Origin of the sequence: Vibrio sp. 10N.222.55.B11, from assembly GCF_041473705.1 — a bacterium.
Lineage (GTDB): Bacteria > Pseudomonadota > Gammaproteobacteria > Enterobacterales > Vibrionaceae > Vibrio > Vibrio crassostreae_C.
Genome location: NZ_JBFRST010000044.1, coordinates 168062 through 193246 on the forward strand (window position 1 = coordinate 168062; position 25185 = coordinate 193246).

Below are 25185 nucleotides of genomic sequence, written 5' to 3' on the forward strand. Positions count from 1 at the left end.
GTAATCTGTCAGATTGATGAGAGGATGTTATGAAAAGCAATGTATTTATGAAAAACAGTGTATTAATTGCATCGTTAACAGCGGCGATCTCTGTTGTGAGCCTGCCAACATTTGCGGCTCAATGTCGAGTTGATTTGAAGAATGAGTTGCGAATCGATGACCAAAAAGTCGAAATTCATCAGGTAAATGGTGATACCGCCGTGTTCGATGATAATAACGATCTCTATATTCATGGCGAGAAAGTTGAGCTTGATGCTGACCAACAAGCGGCGATTGAAAAATATCGTGAGAGTATGAGTGAGTACATACCACGAGCTAAGCAGATGGCAAGCGAAAGTCTCGCATTAGCCAATGATGTGATTGATGATATTGCTGTTAGTTTAGACTCTCCAGAATCGTTTGATAACGTAAAAGAGTCGATGAAAACGTTTTTCGCAGACCTAGAAGCCCGTTACTACAAAGATGGCGAGCTGGTTTTGCCTGCAGACAGCTTTGAGTCGATGGCCAATGGTTGGTCTGAAGATTTCGAGAAGGCGAAAGAAATCTTTAACCAAGAATTTATCTCTAGCGCTTTTAATGCGATGTCAGAAAAAATGAAACAAGACGGTGGCCTAAACCTGACTGAACTGGCTGACAGTATGGCTGAATTAAAGCTGAAAGTTGAAGAGCGAATGAAAGAACACTCTCAACAAGTACAGGAGGAAGCGAATGAGTTCTGTGATTCACTTGATGAGATGGCAGAACAAGAGCAAGAACTGCATGAAATCATTCCGAACTTAAAAGATTACCAAGTCTTCACAATTTAATTCGAGTCTAGTGATGAATAGTAAGAGCACCGGTCGGTGCTCTTTTTGTTTGTATAAATGGAACCACACGGCGAGTATTTATCTCAATTCAATCCATTTCCTTCTTAAGCCTACCGCTTCGCTTTGTTGCTTATAATTGAACGATAAGACTGGTTTTTTGTTAATTTTGTTGTTCTAAATAGCGCATTGATTGTAAAAATCAGAGAATTGTTCATTTATTGGTTGTGCCTATCATTGCTTTTTATTACTGTACTTCTCAACTAGTTCACTGATTTTTAATGCGGGCGATATGGACCAACAATCTTCCTCTTCAAGAGAGCACTTTAGCTCTCGTTTAGGTTTTATTTTAGCAGCGGCTGGTGCAGCGGTTGGCTTGGGTAATATTTGGGGTTTCCCGACTCAAGTTGCCAGCAACGGTGGCGGTGCTTTCCTTTTGGTCTATTTGATCATGATCTTCGTGGTTGCTTTCCCTATGCTGGTGGTTGAGATGGCTATAGGCCGTCACGGCCAAGCAAACCCAGTTGATAGCATGCGATCTTTGACGACAAACCCTTTGGGTAAGAAAGTCGGTGAGTTTGTCGGTTGGGTTGGACTGAGTGTACCAAGCGCAGTGTTGGCGTTTTACAGTATTGTTGGTGGCTGGTTGATCTGTTTCCTAATTGGTGCGGTCGCGGATCTTATCGGCCTAGAAGCGATTGCTGATTGGTTTAAAGGCTTCAGTGTTGAGCGCAACGTATTTGGTACCGTCGCGTTCTATGTACTGACTATCTTGATTGTGCAGGGCGGTGTTAAGCAAGGCATCGAGAAGTGGTCGACTCGTTTGATGCCTGCGCTGTTTGTTTTATTTGGCTTATTGTTTGTTTACATCATGACGCAATCTGGCGCGATGGAAGGCTTAAAACATTACCTTGTTCCAGACTTTGAGAAAGTGTGGGATAGAAAATTGATTCTGGCGGCAATGGGACAGGGCTTCTTCTCGCTCACTATTGGCGGTTGCTCGATGTTGGTTTATGGCTCTTACTTAAGCAAGAAAGAGAACCTACCCAAAATGGCGATGAACGTAACTTTGGTGGATACTGCTGTCGCTTTTATTGCTGGCCTAGTGGTGATGCCAGCCATGTTTGTTGCGATGCAAAAAGGCGTACAAATCTATGCGGAAGACGGCTCACTATTAAGCTCTGACACGCTAGTATTCACGGTTTTGCCGTTGATGTTTGATAGTTTAGGTGTGCTTGGTCAGATCTTTGCGATTGTGTTCTTCTTACTACTAACGATTGCAGCACTGACTTCTTCGATTTCGATGCTTGAAGGCCCGGTTGCGCTAGTGAGTGAGCGTTTCAATACCAGACGAACGCCAACAAGCTGGGTAATTGGTGGTGCTATCGCGCTGTTTAGTGTGGTGATTGTTTACAACTTTGCTGCGATGTTTGGCATGGTAGCGATGATTGCAACTCAGTACCTTCAACCGGTCGCTGCATTGATGTTCTGTGTGTTTGGTGGTTGGGTATGGAGCCGAGCTTCAAAAGTGAAAGAGCTTGAACAAGGTTGTCCTGATTTCCAATTGGGTTGGTTTGGTAAGGTTTGGCCAATGTATGTGAAGTTTGTGTGCCCAATCTTGGTTGCAACGGTTATCTGGGCTTCTTTCGGTTAATGCAGAACCCTATCTGGGCTTTTTGAAATTACCTCCTCTGAACTTGAAATATTAAGCACAAAGCCACTCATAAAGAGTGGCTTTGTTGTTTTTATATAAAGCTTAGTGGCACGAAATATAAAGCTATAGCGGCACGAACAAGATAGAAAAAAGGCGCTGAACATAATATTCAGCGCCTTTGCATTGTTCGTTAAGCAATCGTGATTACTTAATTTCCATACCTTGAGCTTGCAAGTCCGCATGGTAAGAAGAACGTACAAACGGGCCACACGCTGCGTGAGTAAAGCCTAGCTCTAGAGCAATCTCTTTCAGCTCATCGAACTCAGAAGGCGGCACGTAGCGTTCTACTGGTAAGTGGTGACGGCTTGGTGCTAGGTATTGACCTAGTGTCAGCATAGTCACACCATGTTCGCGAAGGTCTTTCAGTACTTGAACGATCTCTTCTTTTGTCTCGCCAAGACCCATCATCACACCTGATTTTGTTGGGATATCAGGGTGCTGCTCTTTGAATTTCTTCAGTAGATCAAGAGACCACTTGTAGTTCGCACCTGGACGCGCTTTACGGTATAGACGTGGCGCTGTCTCTAGGTTGTGGTTGAAAACATCTGGCGGGTTGTCTTTCATTAGGTCAAGCGCAACGTCCATACGACCGCGGAAGTCTGGAACCAGTGTTTCGATACGAATATTTGGGTTGAGTTCGCGAATCTCACGGTTACAGTCAGCAAAGTGCTGAGCACCGCCGTCACGCAAGTCATCACGGTCAACTGAAGTGATTACAACGTACTTCAGTTTCATGTCTTGAATTGTTTTAGCCAGTTTCTTCGGCTCTTCAGCTTCAGGAGCAACAGGACGACCATGGGCAACATCACAGAACGGGCAGCGACGAGTACAGATAGCGCCAAGAATCATAAACGTTGCCGTACCGTGGTTGAAACACTCGGCTAGGTTAGGGCAAGACGCTTCTTCACAAACTGAGTGCAGGTTGTTTTTACGCATTGCTGATTTGATTTCTTGAATACGATGGCTGTCTGAAGGAAGTTTAATCTTCATCCATTCAGGCTTACGTAGAACTTCTTTCTGTTCAGCAGGCATATTCTTTACGGGAATTAATGCCATTTTGTCAGCGTCACGATATTTAACGCCTTTTTCCATTTGGATTGGTTTGCTCATGATTTTATGCTTCTGCTGTAATGTTACTGGTGGCTTGAATGTCTACTTGGTCATAGCCGAGTAGCTCTACGAGCTCTTGTATTAACTGTTGCTCAACGTTTTCTAGTTCACTTGGTCCGCCGAGTTGGCTTACCTGCGCCATTTCCATACCTTGGTAACCACATGGGTTAATACGTAGGAATGGAGACAGGTCCATATCGACGTTGAGTGCTAACCCGTGGAACGAGCAGCCACGTCGAATACGTAATCCGAGTGAACAGATTTTCTTGCCATCGACATAAACACCAGGAGCGTCAGGTCGGGCAGCTGAATCTATATTGTAAGCTTTCAGAGTATTGATTACGAGGTTCTCGATATGAGTAACCAAATCACGTACTCCGAATTTCTTGCGGCGGATGTTAATCAGAAAGTAAGCCACTAATTGGCCTGGGCCGTGATAAGTCACTTGGCCACCGCGATCGCTTTGTATTACAGGGATATCACCAGCATTTAATACATGCTCAGCTTTGCCTGCTTGTCCTTGAGTGAAGACAGGGTTGTGTTCAACCAACCAAACTTGGTCTACGTCTTCTTCCGTGCGTTCGTCTGTGAACTTATGCATGGCTTTCCATACAGGTTCGTAATCCTGACGGCCTAATTTTTTTACGATTAGCTTATTTTGCAAAGCTGCACTCCCTCAAGGATTAATAAAGTGAACGCATTATAAACGCGAAACATGATTCTAACTACAGACGGACTGCAAGGTTTTTCAACTTTCTTTGTATTTATTGAAAATTAAGTTGAATGAATTTGAGCTAGATAGGGTGCTTTAAACAAAAACAGCGGCAATAAGCCGCTGTTTTTCATGTGTAATCGGAGATTACAGAACCATACGAACGATTTCGATCTCGCCCAGTTCTTTATAAAGAGTTTCTACTTGCTCAATTGAAGTCGCAGTAATATTGATAGAAACAGAGTGGTAGTTACCTTTCGCACTTGGTTTTAGCGTTGGGCTGTAGTCACCAGGAGCATGACGCTGGATCACTTCTAGTACTAGCTCAGTCAGTTCTGGCTTAGCGTGGCCCATTACTTTGTAAGTGAATGAACAAGGGAACTCTAAGAGGTCTTTTAGTTTTGCATCAGAATTGATGTTCATGATTAGCTCCAAAAGGCTAGACTCTCGCAAATTGGCGAAATGTCGATAAAAAGCGTGTTCGGTCAACAGACACGAGTAATAAGGCGGAATATTACGTGTAAATATCACCGAACTCAAGATCAACAAAAGCCGCACATGGCGGCTTTTGGTTCACTAATGAGTAAATCATGAACTTACTCATTAGGTTAGCTATACAACAAGCTTAGGTTTTACTTAGAACAAACCTTTGGCTGGTTTAGAATAACCCCTTGAACAGAAGAACTAGGTAGTCCCATAGGCGGCTGAATAGGCTGCCTTGGTCTACATCTTCAAGTGCTAGTAGTGGGTATTCAGCAACGTCTTCACCGTCGACTTGGTAGAATAGTTTACCAACTACATCGCCTTTGCTGATTGGCGCTTCTAGCTCTTTCTCAAGTACGAAGCTTGCTTTTAGGTTCTTAGCTTGGCCACGAGGTAGAGTTACGAAAGTATCTTCATCGACACCCAGTGCAACTGTGTCCTTGCTACCCATCCAGATCTTCTCTTCTACGAAGGTTTCACCCGCTGTATGTGGCGCCACTGTTTCGAAGAAACGGAAGCCGTAGCTAAGCAGTTTTTTGCTTTCTGTTTTACGAGCATTAGCATTCTTGGTGCCCATAACTACAGCAACTAGGCGCATTTTGCCTTCGGTCGCTGAGCTTACTAGGCTGTAACCTGCATTGCTTGTGTGGCCCGTTTTGATGCCATCAACGTTCATGCTCTTATCCCATAACAGACCGTTACGGTTGTATTGGGTGATGCCGTTGTAAGTGAATTTTTTCTGCGAGTAGATACGGTACTCATCAGGAACGTCACGAATCAGCGCCTGACCAAGTAGCGCCATATCGTAAGGCGTTGAGTAGAGGTTCGGGTTGTCTAGACCGTGCACGTTAGCGAAGTGCGTGTCTTTCATACCGATAGAGCTTGCCCATGCGTTCATTAGGTCAACGAATGCATCTTCAGAGCCGGCGATGTGTTCAGCCATGGCAACACAAGCATCGTTACCTGACTGAACAATGATACCGCGGTTCAGTTCTTCAACTTTAACCGTTGTACCTACTTCAACGAACATCTTAGATGAATCTGGGAAGTTTTTAGCCCAAGCATTTTCACTGATTACAACATCGTCGTTTAAGTTGATGTTGCCACGCTCTAGCTCTTGGCCAATTACGTAGCTCGTCATCATCTTGGTTAAACTTGCTGGAGAAAGTTGAGTATTCATCTCTTTCTCTGCTAGTACTTTGCCTGAATGGTAATCCATCAGAACAAAACCTTTAGCGGCGATTTGAGGTGCATCAGGAACAACAATAGGAGCGGCGAATGACGATGTAGCTATCGTTGCAGAAAGAGCAACAGAAGTAGCAAAAATCGATTTAACAAGTTTATTAGATTTAATCATTTTGAATGCAATTATTTGGTGAACTATTCATATATTAACAGAATCACTCTGTCACACCAGAGCGCTGATTACCAGAAGTAACTGTTAGATTAATTAGCGAGTTAGGGTGTGTTTTTTTATATAAGCTGACGGGTAACCCATTAGCTTAACTTGTTCTAATTTTTCTTGAGTCAGAGCATAGTCATGAAATGGCCCAATCATCAGACGGTAGTTGTCATCATTTGACTGCAAGAACGTTGCTACTTCTAGCTTTTCGGCTAGATCTTTAGCTAACTTCTCTGTTCTATCTTCATGTGGAGATGTGGCAACTTGAATAATAAATTGTGGCAAAGCGGCCTTTTTCTTAGCGTCGGTTGGCATAGCTACAGTAATGACTTCTATCTCAACATTTGCAGTGCCGGTTCTTAATACATCGAGCTTGTAAGCGGCCGCATAACTAAGGTCAATGATTCGGCCTTCATGGAATGGACCACGATCATTGATACGAACAATCGTGGTTTTGTTATTGTCGGTATTCGTCACTTTTACATAGCTTGGAATTGGCAATGTTTTGTGCGCCGCAGACATCGAATACATGTCATAGATCTCGCCGTTAGACGTTAAGTGACCATGAAATTTCTTACCGTACCAAGAGGCTTTGCCTTTCTCAGTAAACCCTTCGGTCTTCTTTACGATCTTGTAGTCTTCGCCACGTAAAGTGTAATCCGTGTTACCACCTAAACTATAAGGTTCATACTGAGGGTGAGCATCCTCGAGATGCTCTACTGAGATAGGTGCGTCTGGTGCAATATCTGAATCAATATCGTAGCGGCCTGTTGGCTGCTTTGAAGAACAACCATTGATTAAAATCGCTAGCCCTAAGATAGAGGCTATTTTTTTGATTGGCAGCTCATCAACCAAGGATGCTTTTTTTGGAAACGTTGTAATAGACATCGATTAGGTCGCCTTTGAGAATGCTTTTCTGTGTGTATGGATCGACATTAAAATACCAAAACCAGCCATAAGGGTAACCATTGAAGTACCACCATAACTGACTAAAGGAAGAGGAACACCAACCACAGGTAGAATGCCACTTACCATGCCAATGTTTACAAAAATATAAACGAAGAAGCTCAGTACAATACTGCCGCCCATCATTCGACCGAATGCGGTTTGAGCTTGGCTAGCAAGCACTAAGCCACGTCCAATAATAAACAAATAGATAGCAAGCAAGAACAAGATACCAATCATGCCCCACTCTTCGGCAATTACCGCAAAAATGAAGTCGGTGTGGCGCTCTGGGATGAACTCTAGTTGAGATTGAGTACCTTGCAGCCAACCTTTTCCTGATATACCACCAGAACCTATCGCAATCTTACTTTGAATGATGTGGTAACCCGCACCTAATGGATCTGATTCAGGGTCAAAAAGGGTTCTTACACGTACTTTTTGATATTCACGCATCAAGAAGAACCATAAGATTGGGATAAACGCCCCCAACGCGATTGCCGCACTAGCAATGATTTTCCAACTGATACCTGCCAGGAATATCACGAAGATACCGGATGCGGCGATAAGGATAGATGTACCTAAGTCGGGTTGCTTTGCGATTAGAATCGTCGGTACAAATACCATCACTAGCGAGATCGCTAATGTTTGGAAGGTGGGTGGAAGTGAACGCTTACCGATAAATCGTGCCAGCATCAAAGGCACTGCAAGCTTTAATAGCTCTGAGGGCTGGAATCGAACAAAGCCGAAGTTTAACCAACGCTGGGCGCCTTTAGAGGCTTCACCAAAGAACAACACGCCCAATAGCAAGATGACACCACCTACAAATAGCAGTGGTGCCAAGGTTTCATAAGTACGAGGTGAGATTTGCGCTAGGAAGATCATCACACCTAAAGATAGAGCCATGCGCATCGCCTGGCGGTCCATCATCGCAAGGCTTTGTCCGCTTGCGCTGTACATGATCAGCAGGGCAAAGCCCATTAAAACCAGAATGCCAAGCAAAAGCGGCAGGTCGATATGCAGCCTTTCGAATAGGGCTCTATTTCGTCCAGTTGAAGGATCAAGTTTCATTATTTAATTGGCTCACTTTGATAATCTTCTGCAAGGATAATGTGGTCTAAAATCCTTCTTACTACTGGGCCGCCGTTAGAAGAACCGCCACCTGCGTTCTCTAGAACGATAGTCACGACGGCTTCAGGATCTTCAAAAGGCGCGTAACCCGTAAAGAGGGCGTGATCGCGTAAGTGCTCTGCGATTTCATCCGCGTTGTACTCTTCATCTTCTTTTAAGCCGAATACCTGTGCGGTACCCGATTTACCAGCGGTTTGGTAAGACATCTTCTGGAATGAACGTCTTGCCGTACCTTTCTTACCGTGGTTAGCCAGCCTCATACCTTCCTGAGCGATATCCCAATACTTCTTCTTAACCCCGGTTAGCGGTGGGTAAGTTTCAATGTCCGACATGATTTGTTCATCGAATGGACGACCGTTATCAATGGTTGAACGAAGTAGGTGAGGTGCGGTTACTTCACCTTCATTGACCAAAACTGATGTGGCTTTTGCAATCTGCATGGGTGTTGCAGTCCAGTAGCCTTGGCCAATACCAACTGGGATGGTGTCACCTTGGTACCAAGGCACACGGTGTCTTGCCATCTTCCAATCACGAGTTGGCATATTGGCTTTGCTTTCTTCATAAATATCGATGCCAGTATAATCACCAAAGCCGAACATCATCATCCATTTGGATATGCGATCAATGCCGAGATCATAAGCAATTTGGTAAAAGAAAGTATCCACTGACTCTTCAATCGCTTTCTCTATATCAACGACCCCGTGTCCCCAACGCAACCAGTCACGGAATGGTCTTGTTTTTGAATTAGGGATCTTCCAATAACCTGGGTCATTACGCGTTGTATTAGGTGTAATCACACCTTCTTGCAGAGCCGCAACAGCAATGAATGGCTTGATCGTCGATGCTGGTGGGTAAATACCTAGCGTGGCACGGTTAACCAAAGGGCGGTCTTTGTCTTGAAGCAGGGCGTTATAACCTTTAGACGAAATACCATGTACGAATGCATTTGGGTCGTAGCTTGGGCTAGATACCATGGCTAACACGCCATTGTCTTTCGGGTCGAGAACGATAGCTGAGCCACGGCGGCCATCCAGTAACTTATGTACGTATAGTTGTAGCTTGATATCCAAGTTGAGCACGATATCTTTACCCGGAACCGACGGTACAAATTTTAGAGTACGGATCACTCGTCCACGGCTGTTAACTTCGACTTCTTGATAGCCAGCGGTACCGTGAAGCATGTCTTCGTAGTAGCGCTCAATACCAAGTTTACCGATGTCGCGAGTGGCTTGGTAATTGGCGTCTTTCTCTTCGCGAACCAGGCGCTGCATATCACGGTCATTGATGCGCGATACGTAGCCAATCACGTGAGTTAACACATCACCATAAGGGTAGAAACGTTTTAGCGTACCTGTAACTTCAACGCCTGGGAACTTATGTTGATTTACAGAGAAGATCGCAACTTGTTCTTCGGTAAGCTGATTCAGAATAGGTACTGACTTGAAGCGTCGTGAATTGCGACGATCACGATCAAATAGTTTAATGCGCTCTGGCGGGATCTCGATTAATTCTTGTAGACGGACGAGCGTGTCATCCATATCTTTGATTTTTTCTGGCGTGATTTCTAGGTTGAAAACCGGGCGATTTTCGGCAAGAAGTACACCATTACGATCGTAAATCAAACCACGGTTAGGGGCGATTGGAACGACCTTGATACGGTTATCGTTAGAGCGGGTTTTATAGTCTTGATATTGATTGACCTGAATGTTGTACAGATTAACAACCAACATCGATATCATGACTATGATCCCCGCAAACGCAACAAAAGCACGATTAGTAAATAGTCGTGCTTCTGCTTTGTAATCACGGATTTGGCTACGTTTACGTAACATTAACGCTTATTCTCGATGATAAGGGTGGTTAGCAGTGATGCTCCAAGCTCGATACAAGCTTTCAGCCATGATAACGCGTACTAATGGGTGAGGGAGAGTAAGCGCAGACAGAGACCAACTTTGGTCTGCAGCCGCTTTACATGCAGGTGCTAATCCTTCAGGCCCGCCGATAAGGATAGAAACGTCGCGTCCATCCAACTTCCAACTTTCCAATTGCTCTGCCAGTTGTGATGTGTCCCACTTTTTACCTGGGATATCAAGCGTGACAATGCGGTTGCCTTTTGGAACTGCTGCCAACATCGCTTCGCCTTCTTTTTGAAGAATGCGTGCAATATCCGCATTTTTACCGCGCTTTCCCGCAGTAATTTCAATGAGCTCTAATGGCATATCATGAGGGAAGCGGCGTTTATATTCTTTAAAGCCTTCTTCAACCCACTTTGGCATTTTTGTGCCAACTGCGATTAACTGGATCTTCAAAGCTTAGCCCCAAAGTTTTTCTAGTTGGTACAGTTCACGGTGTTCTTCTTGCATAACGTGAAGCATGCTTGTCCCCATATCTAGAACAACCCATTCACCTTCTTGCTGGCCGTCCATGCCTAGTGGCTGCATACCTGCTTTACGTACTTCATCAGCAACATGCTGTGCAATAGAAGCAACATGGCGCTTAGAGGTACCTGTACAAACAATCATGTAATCAGTAACGCTTGATTTGCCTTCTACATCGATAGTCACAATCGATTCTGCTTTCATGTCGTCGGCTTTGTCTGCAAGAAAATCTTTTAGTTCTTCACGTAACACGGGGTGTTCCTTTAATCTGAATTTAGCTTTTTAGGGGCTGTCGACCCTAGAATATACCACGCTTTTATGCGTGGAATGGTATTGAAGCTGAAGGGATACAAAACTCTACGCTTAACTGATGAATTAGTGGCCAAGGCGACTGCTCATATTGAGTTTTTGTCATCAATTCAGCTTGAGTGAGCAACGCGAACAAAGAGTGTAATTGAGAAATCGAAACTCTTGTTAGCGCGGCGTTATAAAGAGGCTTTTTAGATTGCCAGATACGGTGTTTTTCGAAGACCTGACCAATCGGCATCTGTTTCATTTGTTGCTGCATTTGTAATAGCAGAGCAAGCTCTCGTTGTATGCTACGTAATAAAATGACGGGTTCGACACCTTCAGCTTCTAGCTGACGCAGGATTCGTTGTGCTCGATTTCCTTTCCCTGCCAATAGGGCATCACTCCAATGGAATGGAGTGAAGTGGTTGTGTCGACTCAGCGATTCTTCTAAGCGTACTAACGTGAGTTTTCCATCTGGGTATTGGAGAGCCAGTTTTTCTAGGCTTTGGGTGAGAGCAAATAGATTACCCTCATGCCATTGCGCCAGCATTTGAATCGCTTCAGGGTCTGGCGTTAAACCGATTTGACGGCAACGCGCTTGGACAAACTGAGGTAACCGACTGACATCTGGCGTTAGGCAACTGACCCAGTGACCCTGATTCGAAAGAGCCTTAAACCACTTAGCGCTTTCTTGAGCTTTGGTGAGCTTAGTGCCCACCAAGATTAACAAGATATCACTGTGGATATGCTCGGAGATTGCGAGTAGCTCTTTCGCTATTGCGGCATTGACGCCTGACTCTGGCAGTTCAAGCTCGATGACCTGACGGCTAGAGAATAGGCTCAGTGCTTGAGTGCAGTCGTAGACTTGATTCCAGTCGAGACTGCTATCAATCGCAAAGCGGTGACGTTCTTCAAAGCCTTGCTGTTTTGCAGCCTTTTGAATCGCTTCTCGGCTCTCTTGCAACAGTAGCGGTTCGTTACCAAAAATTAGGTAAACATTACTCAACTGTTTAATAAGTTGCTCTGATAAGCGGTCAGCAAAAATACGCATCAAATAAACCTATTACTCAGCCGAATCGCTAAGTGTTGGTTGTTCTTCTGAAGCTGGTACGATCTCAACATTCTTGATGTTGTATTGCTTTTCGAGTTCTTTCACTTGAACGTGCTCTAGTGCATCTAGGTCCATGCTATCAGCTGCAATGTTCGCTTTTAGTCGAGCCATCTGACGAAGGATTTGGCTTGTTGCCAACTTACGCATCTCATCTTCGATCATGTCTCGTTCAACCGACTTCGCAAGTGCAGTTAGCGGGTTATCTAGGTAACTACGGGTTACGCTGGTTGAGAACGTCTTTGAGCCTAGATCCGGGACAGTTACGCGGTATGAAGCGCGGAATGTCAGTTCTTTCTCTGCTGCACGAGTGTTTTGGTATAGAGACAGAGTTCGCTCACCTACGCTCTCACTAATAATATGCAGGTTAGGTGTATTCTCAGCCGGTGGCACAATTTCTACATCATTCATACGCAGTTGACCTTTCATCATACGTGTAAACGTACTGTATTGGTCGTAACTGGTTACGGAGATCTTGTTGAGTTCTTCTGGTACGGAGTAATCACCACGTAGGTGGAAACCACACGCACTTAATAGGCTGACGGTTAAAACAACAACAGTAACTTTCAATGAAGATAGTGAAATCAGGCGCATTATTTGATGGCTCTCATGAAGGTAGAATACTTATTTAAAGGCTTTAGTTCATTTGAGTGGTTAGGCTCAAGTCTAAAGCGCTTAAATAAGTAGACAGGGCAATTAGCTACCCTGTCTACAGACTGCTTTTGATGAATTAAGTTCGTTAATTCTTTAGCAATTGCATTGTGCTAACGAAATTAGTTAGCAACGATGTTTAGAAGCTTACCTGGTACGAAGATAACTTTACGGATAGTTAAGCCATCTAGGAACTTCTTAGCGTTCTCATCGTTTAGACCAAGCTCACGAACTTGCTCTTCTGTTGCATCAGCAGCAACGGTTAGTTTCGCACGTAGCTTACCGTTGATCATAACAACGATAGTTTTCTCGTCTTCAACTAGCGCTTTCTCATCGAAAGTTGGCCATGTTGCTGAGTCTACGTTTGATTCACCAAGTGCAATCCACATTTCGTAAGAGATGTGTGGAGTCATTGGGTAAAGCATGCGTACTACCGCTTTTAGCGCTTCGTCAAGGATTGCACGGTCTTGTGCAGATTCTTGAGGTGCTTTCGCCAGCTTGTTCATCAGTTCCATGATTGCAGCGATTGCCGTGTTGAACGTTTGGCGACGGCCAATATCGTCCGTTACTTTCGCGATAGTTTTATGGATATCACGACGAAGTGCTTTTTGGTCGCCAGATAGCGCAGAAGCATCAACAGATTCAGCAGCACCCTTAGAAGAGTGAGCGTGAACCAATTTCCAAACACGTTTAAGGAAGCGGTTAGCCCCTTCAACGCCAGACTCTTGCCACTCAAGCGTCATGTCTGCAGGTGATGCAAACATCATGAATAGACGTACTGTATCAGCGCCGTACTTGTCTACCATCTCTTGTGGGTCGATACCGTTGTTCTTAGACTTAGACATTTTGATCATGCCTGAGTGTTCAACTTCACGACCTTGATCGTCGACTGCTTTTTCGATGCGACCTTTACCGTCACGTTCAACCGTTACGTCAGTCGGTGCAATCCACTCTTTGGTGCCTTTTTCGTTTTCGTGATAGAACGCGTCAGCCAGAACCATGCCTTGACATAGAAGTTGCTTGAACGGTTCATCAGATGTCACGTAACCAGCATCACGTAGAAGCTTGTGGAAGAAACGAGAGTAAAGCAGGTGCATACAAGCATGCTCGATACCACCAACGTATTGGTCAACCGGTAGCCAGTAGTTTGCTTTTTCTGGATCTAGAATGTCGTCAGCTTGTGGTGAACAGTAACGTGCGTAGTACCATGAAGATTCCATGAAAGTATCAAACGTATCAGTTTCACGCAGCGCAGGTTCGCCGTTGAATGTTGTTTCAGCCCAAGACTTGTCAGCCTTGATTGGGCTCGTTACGCCATCCATTACTACATCTTCAGGAAGAATGACTGGCAGTTGGTCTGCTGGTACTGGGTGAACTTCACCGTCTTCAGTGGTTACCATTGGGATTGGAGCGCCCCAGTAACGTTGACGAGATACACCCCAGTCACGTAGACGGAAGTTTACTGTCTTCTTACCTTTGCCTTCAGCTTCAAGCTTCGCAGCAATTGCATCGAATGCTTCTTGGAACGCAAGACCATCGAATTCACCAGAATCAAACAGTACACCTTTTTCAGTGTAAGCCGCTTCAGACACGTCTAGTTCAGAACCATCTTCAGGTTTGATTACTGGGATGATATCGATGCCGTACTTAGTTGCGAACTCGTAGTCACGTTGATCGTGAGCAGGAACCGCCATTACCGCACCTGTGCCGTAATCCATAAGTACGAAGTTTGCTACGTATACAGGAACAACACGACCGTTAAGAGGGTGGATAGCCGTTAGGCCAGTATCCATACCTTTCTTTTCCATCGTTGCGAGTTCAGCTTCAGCAACTTTAGTGTTACGACACTCTTCAACGAATGCAGCAAGCTCTGGGTTGTTCTTCGATGCTTTCTCTGCAAGAGGGTGACCTGCAGCGATACCAACGTAAGAAACACCCATTAGTGTATCTGGACGTGTTGTGTACACTTCTAATGGTGCTTCTTCGCCGTTAACAGCGAAAGATAGCTCAACACCTTCAGAGCGGCCGATCCAGTTGCGCTGCATGGTCTTAACCATTTCAGGCCAACCTTCAAGGTTGTCTAGATCGTCTAGTAGCTCTTGAGCGTACTCAGTGATTTTAATAAACCACTGTGGAATTTTCTTTTGCTCTACTGGAGTGTCACAACGCCAGCAGCAACCATCTTCTACTTGCTCGTTTGCCAGTACCGTTTGGTCGTTTGGACACCAGTTCACAGAAGACGTCTTCTTGTACACTAGGCCTTTTTCGTAAAGCTTAGTGAAGAACTCTTGCTCCCAACGGTAGTACTCAGGTGTACACGTTGCGAATTCACGGTTCCAGTCGTAACCAAAGCCTAAAAGCTTCAGCTGGTTTTTCATGTACTCAATGTTTTCGTAAGTCCAAGGTGCAGGCGCTGTGTTGTTTTTAACCGCTGCGTTTTCTGCTGGTAGGCCGAATGCATCCCAACCAATTGGCTGCATTACGTTTTTACCTTGTAGGCGTTGGAAACGAGATACCACATCACCGATGGTGTAGTTACGCACGTGACCCATGTGCAGTCGGCCACTTGGGTAAGGGAACATAGAAAGACAGTAGAATTTTTCTTTGTTTGGGTCTTCACTTACAACGAAAGTCTCGCTGTTATCCCAGTGTTGTTGAACCTTTTGTTCAATCTCTTGCGGGTTATATTGTTCTTGCATCGATGGTATCCGGTTATCTTGGAATTTGTGAGTTCGGTTAGAACAGAATCTTACAGATCGTCATAGAATACCTAAAGGAGCCTAGTACAACAATAGTTATACCCTTCATACTTGCAGTTGCTGCCTAGTAGATGGCGTAATTTTCACTGAATTTCGCTGGGCAACTATACTTAAGAGTATGAATTGCATTTGTTTGTGAGCGGGAGTGCATTGCGACACATCCGTTTGCACGCGTAAAAGTTGGTTATCTTAAGGAGGTTGTTATGCCGAAGAAAAAAGCGCTCTATGAAGAAGTCGTCGAAGAGGTGATTGAAACGCTGAAGCATAGCCCTGAAGAGCTCAACAACAAAATCGAAACGTCGGGCAAGTTTGCGAAAGCAGCTAATGATATGACTAAAGATGAGCTTTCATTGATCTCTGCCTACGTGAAGTCGGACTTAAAAGAGTTTTCCGAAAGCTATGAAGAGAGTAAAAGCGGTCCATTCTATTTGATGATTGCGGACTCTATTTGGCAAGGGCTGTTGGATATTACTGATCGTACTAAGGTGGAATGGGTTGAACTGTTCCAAGACTTAGAACACCAAGGCTTGTATCAAGCGGGTGAAGTCATTGGCTTGGGAACCTTAGTATGTGACGAGTGTGGTCACCAAACCGAATATAACCACCCAACCAATATCATTCCCTGCATTAAATGTGGTTCTAAAGGGTTTAGTCGTAAAGCCCTTAAACCGTAAGCTTCTGAACCATAGCGTATCAACGCAAAACCACAGCAATGAAAAAGGGTTGACCCGATCAGTCAACCCTCAAATCACTTTTCGTCGAATCTAGCTTTTTGGCTTTCTAATTACCCAACCAATCACCAAGCTGAGCATCGCCCAGATATACAGTGGCCAAGTACCTACTGTGTGATAAGGCGTTTGACCATCCGTTGAAATGAGTTCAGCTTTTAACACTGCCGTTTCAAACTGAGGCACTTGCTTGATTATATTGCCTTTGTAATCAGTAACTGCCGTCACACCGTTGTTGGTCGAGCGAATAACCGGCTTACCAAGCTCCAGAGCACGCATCTGTGCAATTTCCATATGTTGCAGAGGGCCAATCGAACGACCAAACCACGCATCGTTAGAGAGCGTTAAAATAAAGTCAGTCTCGTCGGTTACGTTCTGTCTAACTTGATCATTAAAGATGATCTCATAACACAGTGCCGGCGCTAAGTGACGACCATTTGCCACTATGTTTGGTTGAACAAAGTCGCCACGGCTAAATGATGACATTGGCAAGTTAAAGAAAGGTGCTAATGGACGCAAGATATCTTCAAACGGCACAAACTCACCAAATGGTAACAGGTGGTGTTTATGGTAGCGTTCGTCTGGATCGTAGCTGTACTCACCGTATGGATTCACACCGAGAGAAAGAACACTGTTGTAGTATTTCTTATCTTCAGACTGATTCAGCACACCGGTAATGATCGAACTGTTGTTCATCTTCGCTGCGCTATCCAAGTTACGTAGGAAAGATGGGATCTCAACTTCGAATGCTGGAATAGCCGCTTCAGGCCAGATGATGATATCCGCTCCCCAGTTTTCTCTGCTTAGGTCGGTGTACTTCATCATGGTTGGCCAGCGATGACTCGGTAGCCATTTACTGTCTTGATCGACGTTGCCTTGTATCAAGACGACTGACGTGGTTTTTTCAGGGTTCGGCGTGACCCAGTCGATGTTGCGAATACCAAAGCCTGCACTAAATACGACGGCGGGAATGAGAGCGATGCTCCAAGCCCGGTTAACAATCGCATAAGTGAATGCAGAGGCTGAAACAATGATCGCTAAAGTTACTAGCTCTACGCCGCCAATCGGTGCAAATGAACCCAATGGCGAATCGATTTGGCTGTAGCCTAACCAAAGCCAAGGGAAGCCCGTCATTACCCAGCCACGCAGCCAATCACAGACTAGCCAGAATGCAGGAGCTGCAAGGAAAAAGCGGCTTAGGTTATTGGCAGGGAAGAATTTATTCAAACCCCAGGTAAATAGCCCTGAATAAACGGCTAGGTAGCCAACAAGCAATGCCATCAAAAATAGGTTGGCTGCCAGTGGCATGCCGCCAAAACCATCAATGCTGACGTATACCCAGCTGATACCTGTGGTGAATTGACCTAAACCCCATGCGTAGCCAATCCAAAGCGCACTTTTAGGAGAGCGGTTGTGGATCAGTAACAGCAACAAAGCTGGGCTGAGAATAGCAAGAGGCCATATAGAGTATGGAGCGAATGAAAGGGTGGTTATAGCGCCAACAAAAACGGCCGCAAGCGGCCGTAATAGGCGATGAATAAAGGTATTAGTCATCTAATTTCTGTCATCTCTTTAGAGAGAAGTTGTTATTCTTCGATAGTCGGAAGAGGCTGTTCGTCAGGAATGGTTACCTGTAGCTGAATCACACGACGGTTATCTGCTGATGTTATTTTGAAATGGTAGTTTTCGATTTCTACAATTTCGCCACGAACCGGCAGGTGGCCGAGTGCTGTCATAACCATGCCGCCTACCGTATCCACTTCGTCGTCACTAAAGGCAGTGTTAAACGTATCGTTGAACTCTTCAATAGTGGTTAAAGCTTTTACAGAGAAGGTATGCTTACTCAGCTTACGAATATCTAGCTCTTCTTCATCGTCGAACTCGTCTTCAATTTCACCAACGATTTCTTCGAGGATATCTTCAATGGTTACCAGGCCAGAAACTCCACCAAACTCATCGACAACGATAGACATGTGGTAACGCTCTTCTTGGAACTCCTTAAGCAGGCGATCAACTCGCTTACTTTCAGGAACAACCACGACAGGGCGAATCACTTGTTCGATATCAAATGGAGCACTTTCTGAACCCAAATACTTAAGTAGGTCCTTCGCTAATAGAATGCCTTCAACATGGTCTTTATCTTCACTGATCACTGGGTAGCGAGAGTGTTGAGCATCAGTAATGAGCGCAATCAATGTATCTAGATCATCTGTGCGTTCAACTGTAACCATTTGAGAGCGAGGCAGCATGATATCGCGTACTCGCATCTCTGAAATTTCCATAACACCCTCGAGCATGTCGCGTGTGTCGTGGTCAATTAGGTCATTAATTTCTGAGTCGCGGATTACATCTACGAGCTCTTGGCGATCTTTTACTTCACCTTGAAATAGTTGGCCTAGGCGTTCAAAGAAGGACTTTCTACTCGGACCTTCAGATTTTTTACTTCCCTCAGAAGTGGGGGGGTTACCTTCGTTCATGATTTCTCAAAAAATAACGCTATCAGAAGTGTGATAGCACACGTTACAACTCAGATTCCTGTGAAAATCACAGGTTCGATGAGTTATTGTTTCTCTGCAACCTACTTTACTAGAATCAATTTACTTTTCTAGAATGTAAGGGTCTTCAAACCCCATAGATTGCATGATTTCTGTCTCGAGTGACTCCATCTCTTCAGCTTCATCATCTTCGATATGATCATAACCTAGCAGATGCAGACTGCCATGTACAACCATATGAGCCCAGTGTGCTAGCAGAGGCTTACTTTGCTCTTCTGCTTCTTTTTCGACAACTTGGCGGCAGATAATGAGGTCGCCCAGTAGATCTAACTCGATCCCTGGAGGAGCCTCGAATGGAAAAGACAACACGTTAGTTGGCTTATCTTTGCCACGATATTCATGATTGAGCTGGTGGCTTTCTTGTGTATCAACGATACGAACCGTCAACTCAGCGTTCTCTTGAAACTGAGGAATTGTCTTGTCCAACCAAAGCTGAATATCTTGCTCAGTTGGAAGACCTTGCTCATTTTCGACCGCTAATTGCAGGTCTAGTTCAATAGACATCTATTTATCACCTTGTTCTGCAATTACAGAGCTATTTTGTGTTGCTAATTGTGTCGTAACTACCTGCTGAGCCTCAAGAAGTTTGGCTTCACGCTCTTCACGTTTACGCTTTTCAAACTCTTTGCGCTCTTTCTGGTCTTTTGCTTCCCACTTCTCGTATGCGTTGACGATACGAGCAACTACAGGGTGACGAACGACGTCTTCAGACATGAAGAAGTTAAAGCTAATGTCGTCGACTTCATTGAGCACTTCAGTCGCATGGCGTAAGCCTGATTTTGCACCACGAGGTAAATCGATTTGCGTAATATCACCTGTGATCACAGCGCGTGAGTTAAAACCGATACGGGTTAAGAACATCTTCATCTGTTCTACCGTGGTGTTTTGGCTCTCATCAAGAATGATAAACGCATCATTCAATGTACGACCACGCATGTAAGCCAGTGGCGCAACTTCAATTACGTTACGTTCAATCAGCTTCTCAACTCGCTCAAAGCCAAGCATCTCAAACAGCGCATCGTAAAGTGGACGTAAATATGGGTCTACTTTTTGGCTTAAATCACCCGGTAGGAAACCAAGCTTCTCACCGGCTTCAACAGCAGGACGAGTCAGTAGGATTCGGCGAACCTCTTGGCGTTCAAGTGCATCAACTGCTGCAGCAACGGCTAAGTAGGTTTTACCTGTACCTGCTGGCCCAATACCAAAGGTGATGTCATGAGTCACCATGTTCATTAGGTACTGTGCTTGGTTTGGCGTTCGAGGTTTGATGACGCCTTTTTTAGTCTTAATGGTCACTTCTTTGCCGTAGTCAATTTCAGACTCGACGTGTTGCTCCAAAATGCCTGACTCGGTGATCGCCAGATGTATTTGCTCTGGTTCGATATCGATTATGTTGCCTTTAACTGGAGCCGTTTCAACATAGAGGTGTTTGATGATGTCTAAAGCTGCGGCTGTAGTGTGAGGCTTACCGACAATGGTGAAAAAGTTGCTACGGTAATTAATCTCAACGCCCAGACGACGCTCAAGATGCTTGATGTTGTCGTCAAATGGTCCGCATAAACTTGCCAAGCGCTTGTTGTCTGCTGGTTCTAGATTTATCTCTAAGGTAACGATTTTATTGCTCAAATTAGCCTCTCATTTTGTGCCACTCACTCTTAAATAAAACAAAGAGCAAAAAGCCCGATTTAGACCGGGCTTCTGATGGTGATATCCCTATTTCTAAGATGGTCACTTAGTTAGGTAATTTCAAGCTTTGTGTTTGCGCTTTGTGTTCAAACAGTTGTATTGCCTATGGCGTAAATGTCGCTACACCTAGCTCGTCTTCACGTTTTGTTTTTTCCATCATTTCTGCTGGAGTCATAACAACGCGTAGACCCATGTCTTTTTCTGTGCGAACTAGCTCACCACGTAGTGAGTTGGTGTAAACCTCAGTGATCTTCACATCTACGAATTGACCGATTAGGTCTGCAGAACCTTCGAAGTTCACAACACGGCTGTTTTCTGTACGGCCGCGAAGTTCCATTAGGTTCTTTCTTGATGGGCCTTCAACAAGGATACGTTGCTCTGTGCCTAACATTAGACGAGAGAAACGCATAGCTTGTGTGTTTACCGTTTGCTGCAGTTCGTACAGACGATCTTTCTTCTCTTGTGCTGGTACATCACATGGGTAATCTGCCGCTGGCGTACCTGGACGTGGAGAGAAAACAAAGCTGAAGCTCATATCGAAATCAACGTCTTTAATTAGCTTCATTGTATCTTGGAAGTCTTGCTTAGACTCACCAGGGAAACCAACAATAAAGTCAGAGCTGATTTGAATGTCAGGGCGAGCTTTACGCAGTTTACGGATAATAGATTTGTACTCGATAGCCGTATGTGGGCGCTTCATCATCGTAAGAATACGGTCACTACCACTTTGTACTGGTAGGTGAAGGAAGCTCACTAGCTCTGGTGTGTCTTTGTAAACTTCAATGATGTCGTCACCAAACTCAAGCGGGTGGCTTGTTGTGAAACGAATACGGTCGATACCGTCGATAGAAGCAACAAGACGAAGCAGTTCTGCGAATGAACAGATATCGCCTTCGTGTGTTGGACCGCGGTATGCGTTTACGTTTTGACCTAGCAGGTTAACTTCACGTACGCCTTGCTCTGCAAGTTGAGCAACTTCGAAAAGTACATCATCCATTGGACGGCTAACTTCTTCGCCACGTGTGTATGGTACAACGCAGTAAGTACAGTATTTAGAACAACCTTCCATGATAGAAACGAACGCCGTCGCGCCTTCAGCTTTTGGCTCTGGCAGGTTATCGAACTTTTCGATCTCTGGGAAAGAGATATCCATTACTGGCTTTTCGTTAGACAGTGATGATTTAATCATCTCTGGCAAACGGTGTAATGTTTGTGGGCCAAAGATAACGTCTACGTAAGGTGCACGTTGACGAATGTGATCACCTTCTTGAGTCGCTACACAGCCACCCACACCGATCACCACACCTTCTTTTTTATCTTTAAGCGTTTTCCAACGACCAAGCTGGTGGAATACTTTTTCTTGCGCTTTTTCGCGGATAGAACAAGTATTCAATAGTAGTACGTCTGCTTCCTCAGGTACTTCAGTTAGCTCATAGCCATTTGCAGCGTTAAGCAGGTCGGCCATTTTTGATGAATCATATTCATTCATCTGACAGCCCCAAGTTTTAATTAGCAGTTTCTTACTCATTATATGTTCGCTCGATCGTTAGTTTAATTTAAGGGAGCAAATCGCCCATTATTCATCCGCTAGCCCCGTTTGTCATAATTCGGTATTCAATTTTATGACAGGCTCTAGCGGCAAGCGGCGTATTGTACTGGTTTCAAAACCGACTGACTAGTAGTCTGAACAAATCTCTTATGTAGTGGTTTTTATTATCGTTAACGCCATATGCCATATGCCATAAGGGATAACCCTTTTTTCGAATAAGGTTTTTGGTTACAAGTTAGTTATGAAAAAGTACAATCAAAAACAGTCAAAGAATCAAACTGATAAGTACGAAATATGAACAGTTACGATATTGTAGTAGTCGGTGGCGGCATGGTTGGCGCAGCAACAGCAATCGGTTTTGCAAAGCAAGGTCTGAGTGTTGCGGTGATCGAAGGTTTTGCCCCACAAGCTTTTGATGAATCGCAAGCGATGGACATTCGTGTGTCAGCGATTTCTCAAGCATCGGTCGATTTGCTTGAAGATCTTGGTGCATGGCAAAGTATTGCAGCAATGCGAGTGTGTTCTTATAAACGTTTAGAGACGTGGGAGCACCCAGAGTGTCGTACTCGATTTGATGCTGCCTCACTAGACCTTCCTCGTTTGGGCTATATCGTTGAGAACAGACTCATTCAATTAGGTTTATGGTCTCAATTTGATGCCTACGACAATCTCGAACTGTTATGCCCAGAAAAGCTCGATGTGATTGAGTTTGGTGAAATCAATATCGTAAAGCTTCAATCAGGGGCTGAGTTGTCTGCGAAGTGGGTGGTTGGTGCTGATGGTGCGAATTCAGCCGTTCGCCAACAAGCTGGAATTGGCATCACGGCTTGGGATTATCGACAACACTGTATGCTTATCAATGTAGAAACAGAACAACCTCAGCAAGATATTACTTGGCAGCAATTTCTACCAAGTGGCCCTCGTTCATTTTTGCCTTTGTGTTCTCTAACCTCTGACGGTCAAGAAGTCGGGCTGGGCTCGTTAGTTTGGTATGATTCTCCACTGCGTATTAAGCAACTGTCAGCAATGGCCCCTGAAAAACTACGTAACGAAGTACTTACTCACTTTCCTAAAGAGTTAGGTGATATCAAAGTCTTGAATTCGGGTTCTTTTCCTCTGACACGACGTCATGCTCAATCATACTCGAAGAATAACTGTATTTTGGTCGGAGACTCTGCGCATACCATCAACCCTTTGGCTGGGCAGGGTGTTAACTTAGGCTTCAAAGATGTATCAGTACTGCTGGATGTCACCAAAGAAAAGGGTGAATTGAACCAGTCTGTAGCAAGACGCTATGAAGTGATAAGAAGAGGCGACAATCTAATGATGCAAAGTGGCATGGATTTCTTCTACAAGACATTCAGCAACGACATTGGCCCACTGAAATTTGTACGTAATGCTGCTCTAAAACTAGCTGAAAATTCAGGCCCGATTAAAGCTCAAGTATTGAAATACGCTTTGGGTCTCTAATTGAGCGTTTAAGACTGCTTATGAAAAGAAGGAGAGCGAATGCTCTCCTTTTTTGTATCAGATGACTACTATCGCTGTTGCGTCACACAAACCGGTGCATCGATCTCTAAAGAGTACCCTGTATAAACCAAAGACCCATCTTCATTATCTCGCTTGAATGAGGTGATGTTGTTGGAGTGCTGGTTGGCGGCGATAAGCCATTTCCCATCGTTCGTTATATGGAAGTCTCTTGGGAATTTGCCTTCAGTGTCGTAGCTATCAATGAAAGTCAGCCTTTGAGTCTCAGAGTCGATTTTGAAGCTACTGATTCTTGATTGGTGTCGACATGACACATAAAGGAATTGCTCATCAGGCGATAGCTTAATCGCAGCTGCGGCTTCTCCCTTCGCCATATTAGGCAATGCATTAATCTCTTCCACTACATTCCAAATGCCTAAAACCTTTTTCAAAGTCAGCAACGTTTCAGAGAGTTCACAGACCACATAGGCTCTGTCTTCAGCTTTGTTAAAGATTAAATGGCGAGGTCCATTGCCGGCGGGCACCTTAATAGACTGCATTGGCTCATCAAGGAACTCTTCTTGCTCTTCATCAAAGCAATAGAAGTTGATGCGATCGGTGCCGAGATCGACAGTCACAAACTGTGGTGAGTTTTGTAAGAACAGGCATTGATGGGCGTGTGGGCTAGTTTGTCTCTCTTTGTTTGGCCCGGAACCAACCATCTGGATTGTTTTGAGTCGTTTATCGATGCTGCCGTTGATACTTAAGCTAAAAATATCGAATGTGCCTGATGAGTATTGCGACGTGATAGCAAACTTATTGTGTGGATCTATCGCGACGTGACAAGGGTGATCTCCCGAGATGAGGCTTGTATTGTGTGTTAGCTGTGAATCAACATTAGGTATATGAATGAGCTGGGGCTGTTTTTGCTGGTCCACTTCCGATGCAGTATAGATCCCAGTCTTTGTTACAGTAATAAAAGAGGGGTTAGTACATTTGATGATCAGCTCTAGAGGTAATAGTTTTCCTGTTTCTAGATCTAACTGAGTTTGATAAACACCTCGGCTTTTACTTGGTGTATCTGTGTAGCAACCGATCGTTAAGGGGAGGGGTTTCATAGGCTAGTCATACTCAATTAGAAAATGGAGCTGACATTGTCTTATAAAATCGTATTAAAAGTGAGGTTATAGAAGAGAATACTTGGTGACTTGGCTAGCAGATTTGCATATTCCAGATAAAACAAAACCCAGCTAAAAAGCTGGGTTCTATTTAATGATGGTGCGGTCGGAGAGACTTGAACTCTCACACCTCTCGGCGCCAGAACCTAAATCTGGTGCGTCTACCAATTCCGCCACGACCGCAGCAAATCTTTATAGTCATATCGAATATTGGTGCTTCAATAAGACGTTGTATAAGTGGTGGCTACTGCGGGATTTGAACCTGCGACCCCATCATTATGAGTGATGTGCTCTAACCAACTGAGCTAAGTAGCCATAATAAATCTAATAGATTCACTATTTGTTCTCTAATGAAAGAGAAATAATGGTGCGGTCGGAGAGACTTGAACTCTCACACCTCTCGGCGCCAGAACCTAAATCTGGTGCGTCTACCAATTCCGCCACGACCGCAGCAAAGCTTTTACTCTAGCGAAGAGTATAGTTAAGAAGACTTATGGTTTGTCTAAGTAACGTTGTAATGGCTGGGCTACCTGGATTC

Annotated in this window: 22 protein-coding genes and 3 tRNA genes; 4 read left to right on the top strand and 21 right to left on the bottom strand. The window is 44.5% G+C overall.

Translation table 11 applies throughout. The annotated features are described in order from the left end of the window. Positions 1 to 29 precede the first annotated feature (29 nt). Entirely contained in the window at positions 30 to 806 is a 777-nt protein-coding gene (locus AB4503_RS16385) for a YggN family protein (RefSeq protein WP_372110109.1), read from the top strand. A 289-nt stretch (positions 807 to 1095) separates the two neighbouring features. Then, a complete protein-coding gene (locus tag AB4503_RS16390; RefSeq protein ID WP_248384693.1) occupies positions 1096 to 2457 on the top strand; it encodes a sodium-dependent transporter in 1362 nt (453 codons plus the stop codon). Positions 2458 to 2661: 204 nt separating this feature from the next. On the opposite strand, the gene lipA is transcribed toward AB4503_RS16390, so the two are convergent. The 12 genes from lipA to leuS form a co-directional block, all read right to left on the bottom strand. After that, complete coding sequence (lipA, locus tag AB4503_RS16395) at positions 2662 to 3627, bottom strand: lipoyl synthase (protein ID WP_017064177.1); 966 nt, start codon at positions 3625 to 3627, stop codon at positions 2662 to 2664. A 4-nt stretch (positions 3628 to 3631) separates the two neighbouring features. Beyond that, positions 3632 to 4291: a lipoyl(octanoyl) transferase LipB gene (lipB, locus tag AB4503_RS16400; RefSeq protein ID WP_004737632.1), complete on the bottom strand. Its 660-nt coding sequence runs from the start codon at positions 4289 to 4291 to the stop codon at positions 3632 to 3634. Between the two features lie 195 nt (positions 4292 to 4486). Then, a complete protein-coding gene (gene ybeD, locus AB4503_RS16405; RefSeq protein ID WP_026084358.1) occupies positions 4487 to 4765 on the bottom strand; it encodes a DUF493 family protein YbeD in 279 nt (92 codons plus the stop codon). 232 nt (positions 4766 to 4997) lie between these two features. Then, entirely contained in the window at positions 4998 to 6179 is a 1182-nt protein-coding gene (locus AB4503_RS16410; RefSeq protein ID WP_017067140.1) for a serine hydrolase, read from the bottom strand. 93 nt (positions 6180 to 6272) lie between these two features. After that, complete coding sequence (locus AB4503_RS16415; RefSeq protein ID WP_017067141.1) at positions 6273 to 7112, bottom strand: septal ring lytic transglycosylase RlpA family protein; 840 nt, start codon at positions 7110 to 7112, stop codon at positions 6273 to 6275. 3 nt (positions 7113 to 7115) lie between these two features. Continuing rightward, positions 7116 to 8237: a rod shape-determining protein RodA gene (rodA, locus tag AB4503_RS16420; protein WP_017062334.1), complete on the bottom strand. Its 1122-nt coding sequence runs from the start codon at positions 8235 to 8237 to the stop codon at positions 7116 to 7118. Then, positions 8237 to 10129, bottom strand: coding sequence for a penicillin-binding protein 2 (gene mrdA / locus AB4503_RS16425; protein ID WP_372115403.1), 1893 nt, complete (start codon positions 10127 to 10129; stop codon positions 8237 to 8239). Before mrdA ends, rodA begins: the two co-directional genes overlap by 1 nt. A 6-nt stretch (positions 10130 to 10135) precedes the next feature. Beyond that, positions 10136 to 10606, bottom strand: a complete 471-nt coding sequence (gene rlmH, locus AB4503_RS16430; protein WP_065584443.1) for a 23S rRNA (pseudouridine(1915)-N(3))-methyltransferase RlmH — start codon at positions 10604 to 10606, stop codon at positions 10136 to 10138. A gap of 3 nt (positions 10607 to 10609) precedes the next feature. Continuing rightward, positions 10610 to 10927, bottom strand: coding sequence for a ribosome silencing factor (gene rsfS / locus AB4503_RS16435; RefSeq protein WP_004735247.1), 318 nt, complete (start codon positions 10925 to 10927; stop codon positions 10610 to 10612). 64 nt (positions 10928 to 10991) lie between these two features. After that, the gene (gene holA, locus AB4503_RS16440) at positions 10992 to 12017 is read right to left on the bottom strand and encodes a DNA polymerase III subunit delta (protein WP_017068505.1); all 1026 of its coding nucleotides are present in this window, start codon (positions 12015 to 12017) and stop codon (positions 10992 to 10994) included. 12 nt (positions 12018 to 12029) lie between these two features. Continuing rightward, a complete protein-coding gene (gene lptE / locus AB4503_RS16445) occupies positions 12030 to 12668 on the bottom strand; it encodes an LPS assembly lipoprotein LptE (protein WP_017068504.1) in 639 nt (212 codons plus the stop codon). Between the two features lie 179 nt (positions 12669 to 12847). Continuing rightward, positions 12848 to 15424, bottom strand: a complete 2577-nt coding sequence (gene leuS / locus AB4503_RS16450; protein ID WP_048614215.1) for a leucine--tRNA ligase — start codon at positions 15422 to 15424, stop codon at positions 12848 to 12850. 263 nt (positions 15425 to 15687) lie between these two features. Here leuS and AB4503_RS16455 point away from each other — a divergent pair, with 263 nt between their 5' ends. Then, positions 15688 to 16158 (top strand): zinc ribbon-containing protein, encoded by a 471-nt coding sequence (locus AB4503_RS16455; RefSeq protein ID WP_017062329.1) that lies wholly within the window; start codon positions 15688 to 15690, stop codon positions 16156 to 16158. Between the two features lie 90 nt (positions 16159 to 16248). Here the strand turns inward: AB4503_RS16455 and lnt are convergent, their stop codons facing one another. From lnt to miaB, 5 genes are all read right to left on the bottom strand, one after another. After that, positions 16249 to 17766 carry an apolipoprotein N-acyltransferase gene (gene lnt / locus AB4503_RS16460; RefSeq protein ID WP_017064170.1) on the bottom strand — a complete coding sequence of 506 codons (1518 nt, stop codon included), beginning with the start codon at positions 17764 to 17766 and terminating at the stop codon, positions 16249 to 16251. A gap of 32 nt (positions 17767 to 17798) precedes the next feature. Further along, positions 17799 to 18689, bottom strand: a complete 891-nt coding sequence (gene corC / locus AB4503_RS16465) for a CNNM family magnesium/cobalt transport protein CorC (RefSeq protein WP_012603382.1) — start codon at positions 18687 to 18689, stop codon at positions 17799 to 17801. A gap of 120 nt (positions 18690 to 18809) precedes the next feature. After that, positions 18810 to 19271, bottom strand: coding sequence for an rRNA maturation RNase YbeY (ybeY, locus tag AB4503_RS16470; RefSeq protein WP_012603383.1), 462 nt, complete (start codon positions 19269 to 19271; stop codon positions 18810 to 18812). After that, positions 19272 to 20393 carry a PhoH family protein gene (locus AB4503_RS16475; protein WP_017064169.1) on the bottom strand — a complete coding sequence of 374 codons (1122 nt, stop codon included), beginning with the start codon at positions 20391 to 20393 and terminating at the stop codon, positions 19272 to 19274. A gap of 163 nt (positions 20394 to 20556) precedes the next feature. Then, positions 20557 to 21981, bottom strand: a complete 1425-nt coding sequence (miaB, locus tag AB4503_RS16480; protein WP_065584439.1) for a tRNA (N6-isopentenyl adenosine(37)-C2)-methylthiotransferase MiaB — start codon at positions 21979 to 21981, stop codon at positions 20557 to 20559. 315 nt (positions 21982 to 22296) lie between these two features. Between miaB and AB4503_RS16485 the strand changes: the two genes are divergently transcribed. Continuing rightward, positions 22297 to 23472: a 2-octaprenyl-3-methyl-6-methoxy-1,4-benzoquinol hydroxylase gene (locus AB4503_RS16485; protein ID WP_017064167.1), complete on the top strand. Its 1176-nt coding sequence runs from the start codon at positions 22297 to 22299 to the stop codon at positions 23470 to 23472. 68 nt (positions 23473 to 23540) lie between these two features. On the opposite strand, the gene AB4503_RS16490 is transcribed toward AB4503_RS16485, so the two are convergent. From AB4503_RS16490 to AB4503_RS16505, 4 genes are all read right to left on the bottom strand, one after another. After that, entirely contained in the window at positions 23541 to 24587 is a 1047-nt protein-coding gene (locus tag AB4503_RS16490) for a lactonase family protein (RefSeq protein ID WP_372115404.1), read from the bottom strand. Positions 24588 to 24745: 158 nt separating this feature from the next. Next, positions 24746 to 24830 (bottom strand) — tRNA-Leu (locus AB4503_RS16495). Positions 24831 to 24885: 55 nt separating this feature from the next. Continuing rightward, positions 24886 to 24962, bottom strand: a tRNA-Met gene (locus AB4503_RS16500). 50 nt (positions 24963 to 25012) lie between these two features. Next, positions 25013 to 25097, bottom strand: a tRNA-Leu gene (locus tag AB4503_RS16505). Positions 25098 to 25185: the final 88 nt, after the last annotated feature.

Excerpts from the sequence above, each read along its gene's own strand:
- AB4503_RS16385 (WP_372110109.1), top strand. The coding sequence starts at position 30 with ATGAAAAGCAATGTATTTATGAAAAACAGTGTATTAATTGCATCGTTA.
- AB4503_RS16390 (WP_248384693.1), top strand. The coding sequence starts at position 1,096 with ATGGACCAACAATCTTCCTCTTCAAGAGAGCACTTTAGCTCTCGTTTA.
- lipA (WP_017064177.1), bottom strand. The coding sequence starts at position 3,627 with ATGAGCAAACCAATCCAAATGGAAAAAGGCGTTAAATATCGTGACGCT.
- AB4503_RS16410 (WP_017067140.1), bottom strand. The coding sequence starts at position 6,179 with ATGATTAAATCTAATAAACTTGTTAAATCGATTTTTGCTACTTCTGTT.
- AB4503_RS16415 (WP_017067141.1), bottom strand. The coding sequence starts at position 7,112 with ATGTCTATTACAACGTTTCCAAAAAAAGCATCCTTGGTTGATGAGCTG.
- rodA (WP_017062334.1), bottom strand. The coding sequence starts at position 8,237 with ATGAAACTTGATCCTTCAACTGGACGAAATAGAGCCCTATTCGAAAGG.
- mrdA (WP_372115403.1), bottom strand. The coding sequence starts at position 10,129 with ATGTTACGTAAACGTAGCCAAATCCGTGATTACAAAGCAGAAGCACGA.
- holA (WP_017068505.1), bottom strand. The coding sequence starts at position 12,017 with ATGCGTATTTTTGCTGACCGCTTATCAGAGCAACTTATTAAACAGTTG.
- lptE (WP_017068504.1), bottom strand. The coding sequence starts at position 12,668 with ATGCGCCTGATTTCACTATCTTCATTGAAAGTTACTGTTGTTGTTTTA.
- leuS (WP_048614215.1), bottom strand. The coding sequence starts at position 15,424 with ATGCAAGAACAATATAACCCGCAAGAGATTGAACAAAAGGTTCAACAA.
- AB4503_RS16455 (WP_017062329.1), top strand. The coding sequence starts at position 15,688 with ATGCCGAAGAAAAAAGCGCTCTATGAAGAAGTCGTCGAAGAGGTGATT.
- lnt (WP_017064170.1), bottom strand. The coding sequence starts at position 17,766 with ATGACTAATACCTTTATTCATCGCCTATTACGGCCGCTTGCGGCCGTT.
- corC (WP_012603382.1), bottom strand. The coding sequence starts at position 18,689 with ATGAACGAAGGTAACCCCCCCACTTCTGAGGGAAGTAAAAAATCTGAA.
- ybeY (WP_012603383.1), bottom strand. The coding sequence starts at position 19,271 with ATGTCTATTGAACTAGACCTGCAATTAGCGGTCGAAAATGAGCAAGGT.
- miaB (WP_065584439.1), bottom strand. The coding sequence starts at position 21,981 with ATGAGTAAGAAACTGCTAATTAAAACTTGGGGCTGTCAGATGAATGAA.
- AB4503_RS16485 (WP_017064167.1), top strand. The coding sequence starts at position 22,297 with ATGAACAGTTACGATATTGTAGTAGTCGGTGGCGGCATGGTTGGCGCA.
- AB4503_RS16490 (WP_372115404.1), bottom strand. The coding sequence starts at position 24,587 with ATGAAACCCCTCCCCTTAACGATCGGTTGCTACACAGATACACCAAGT.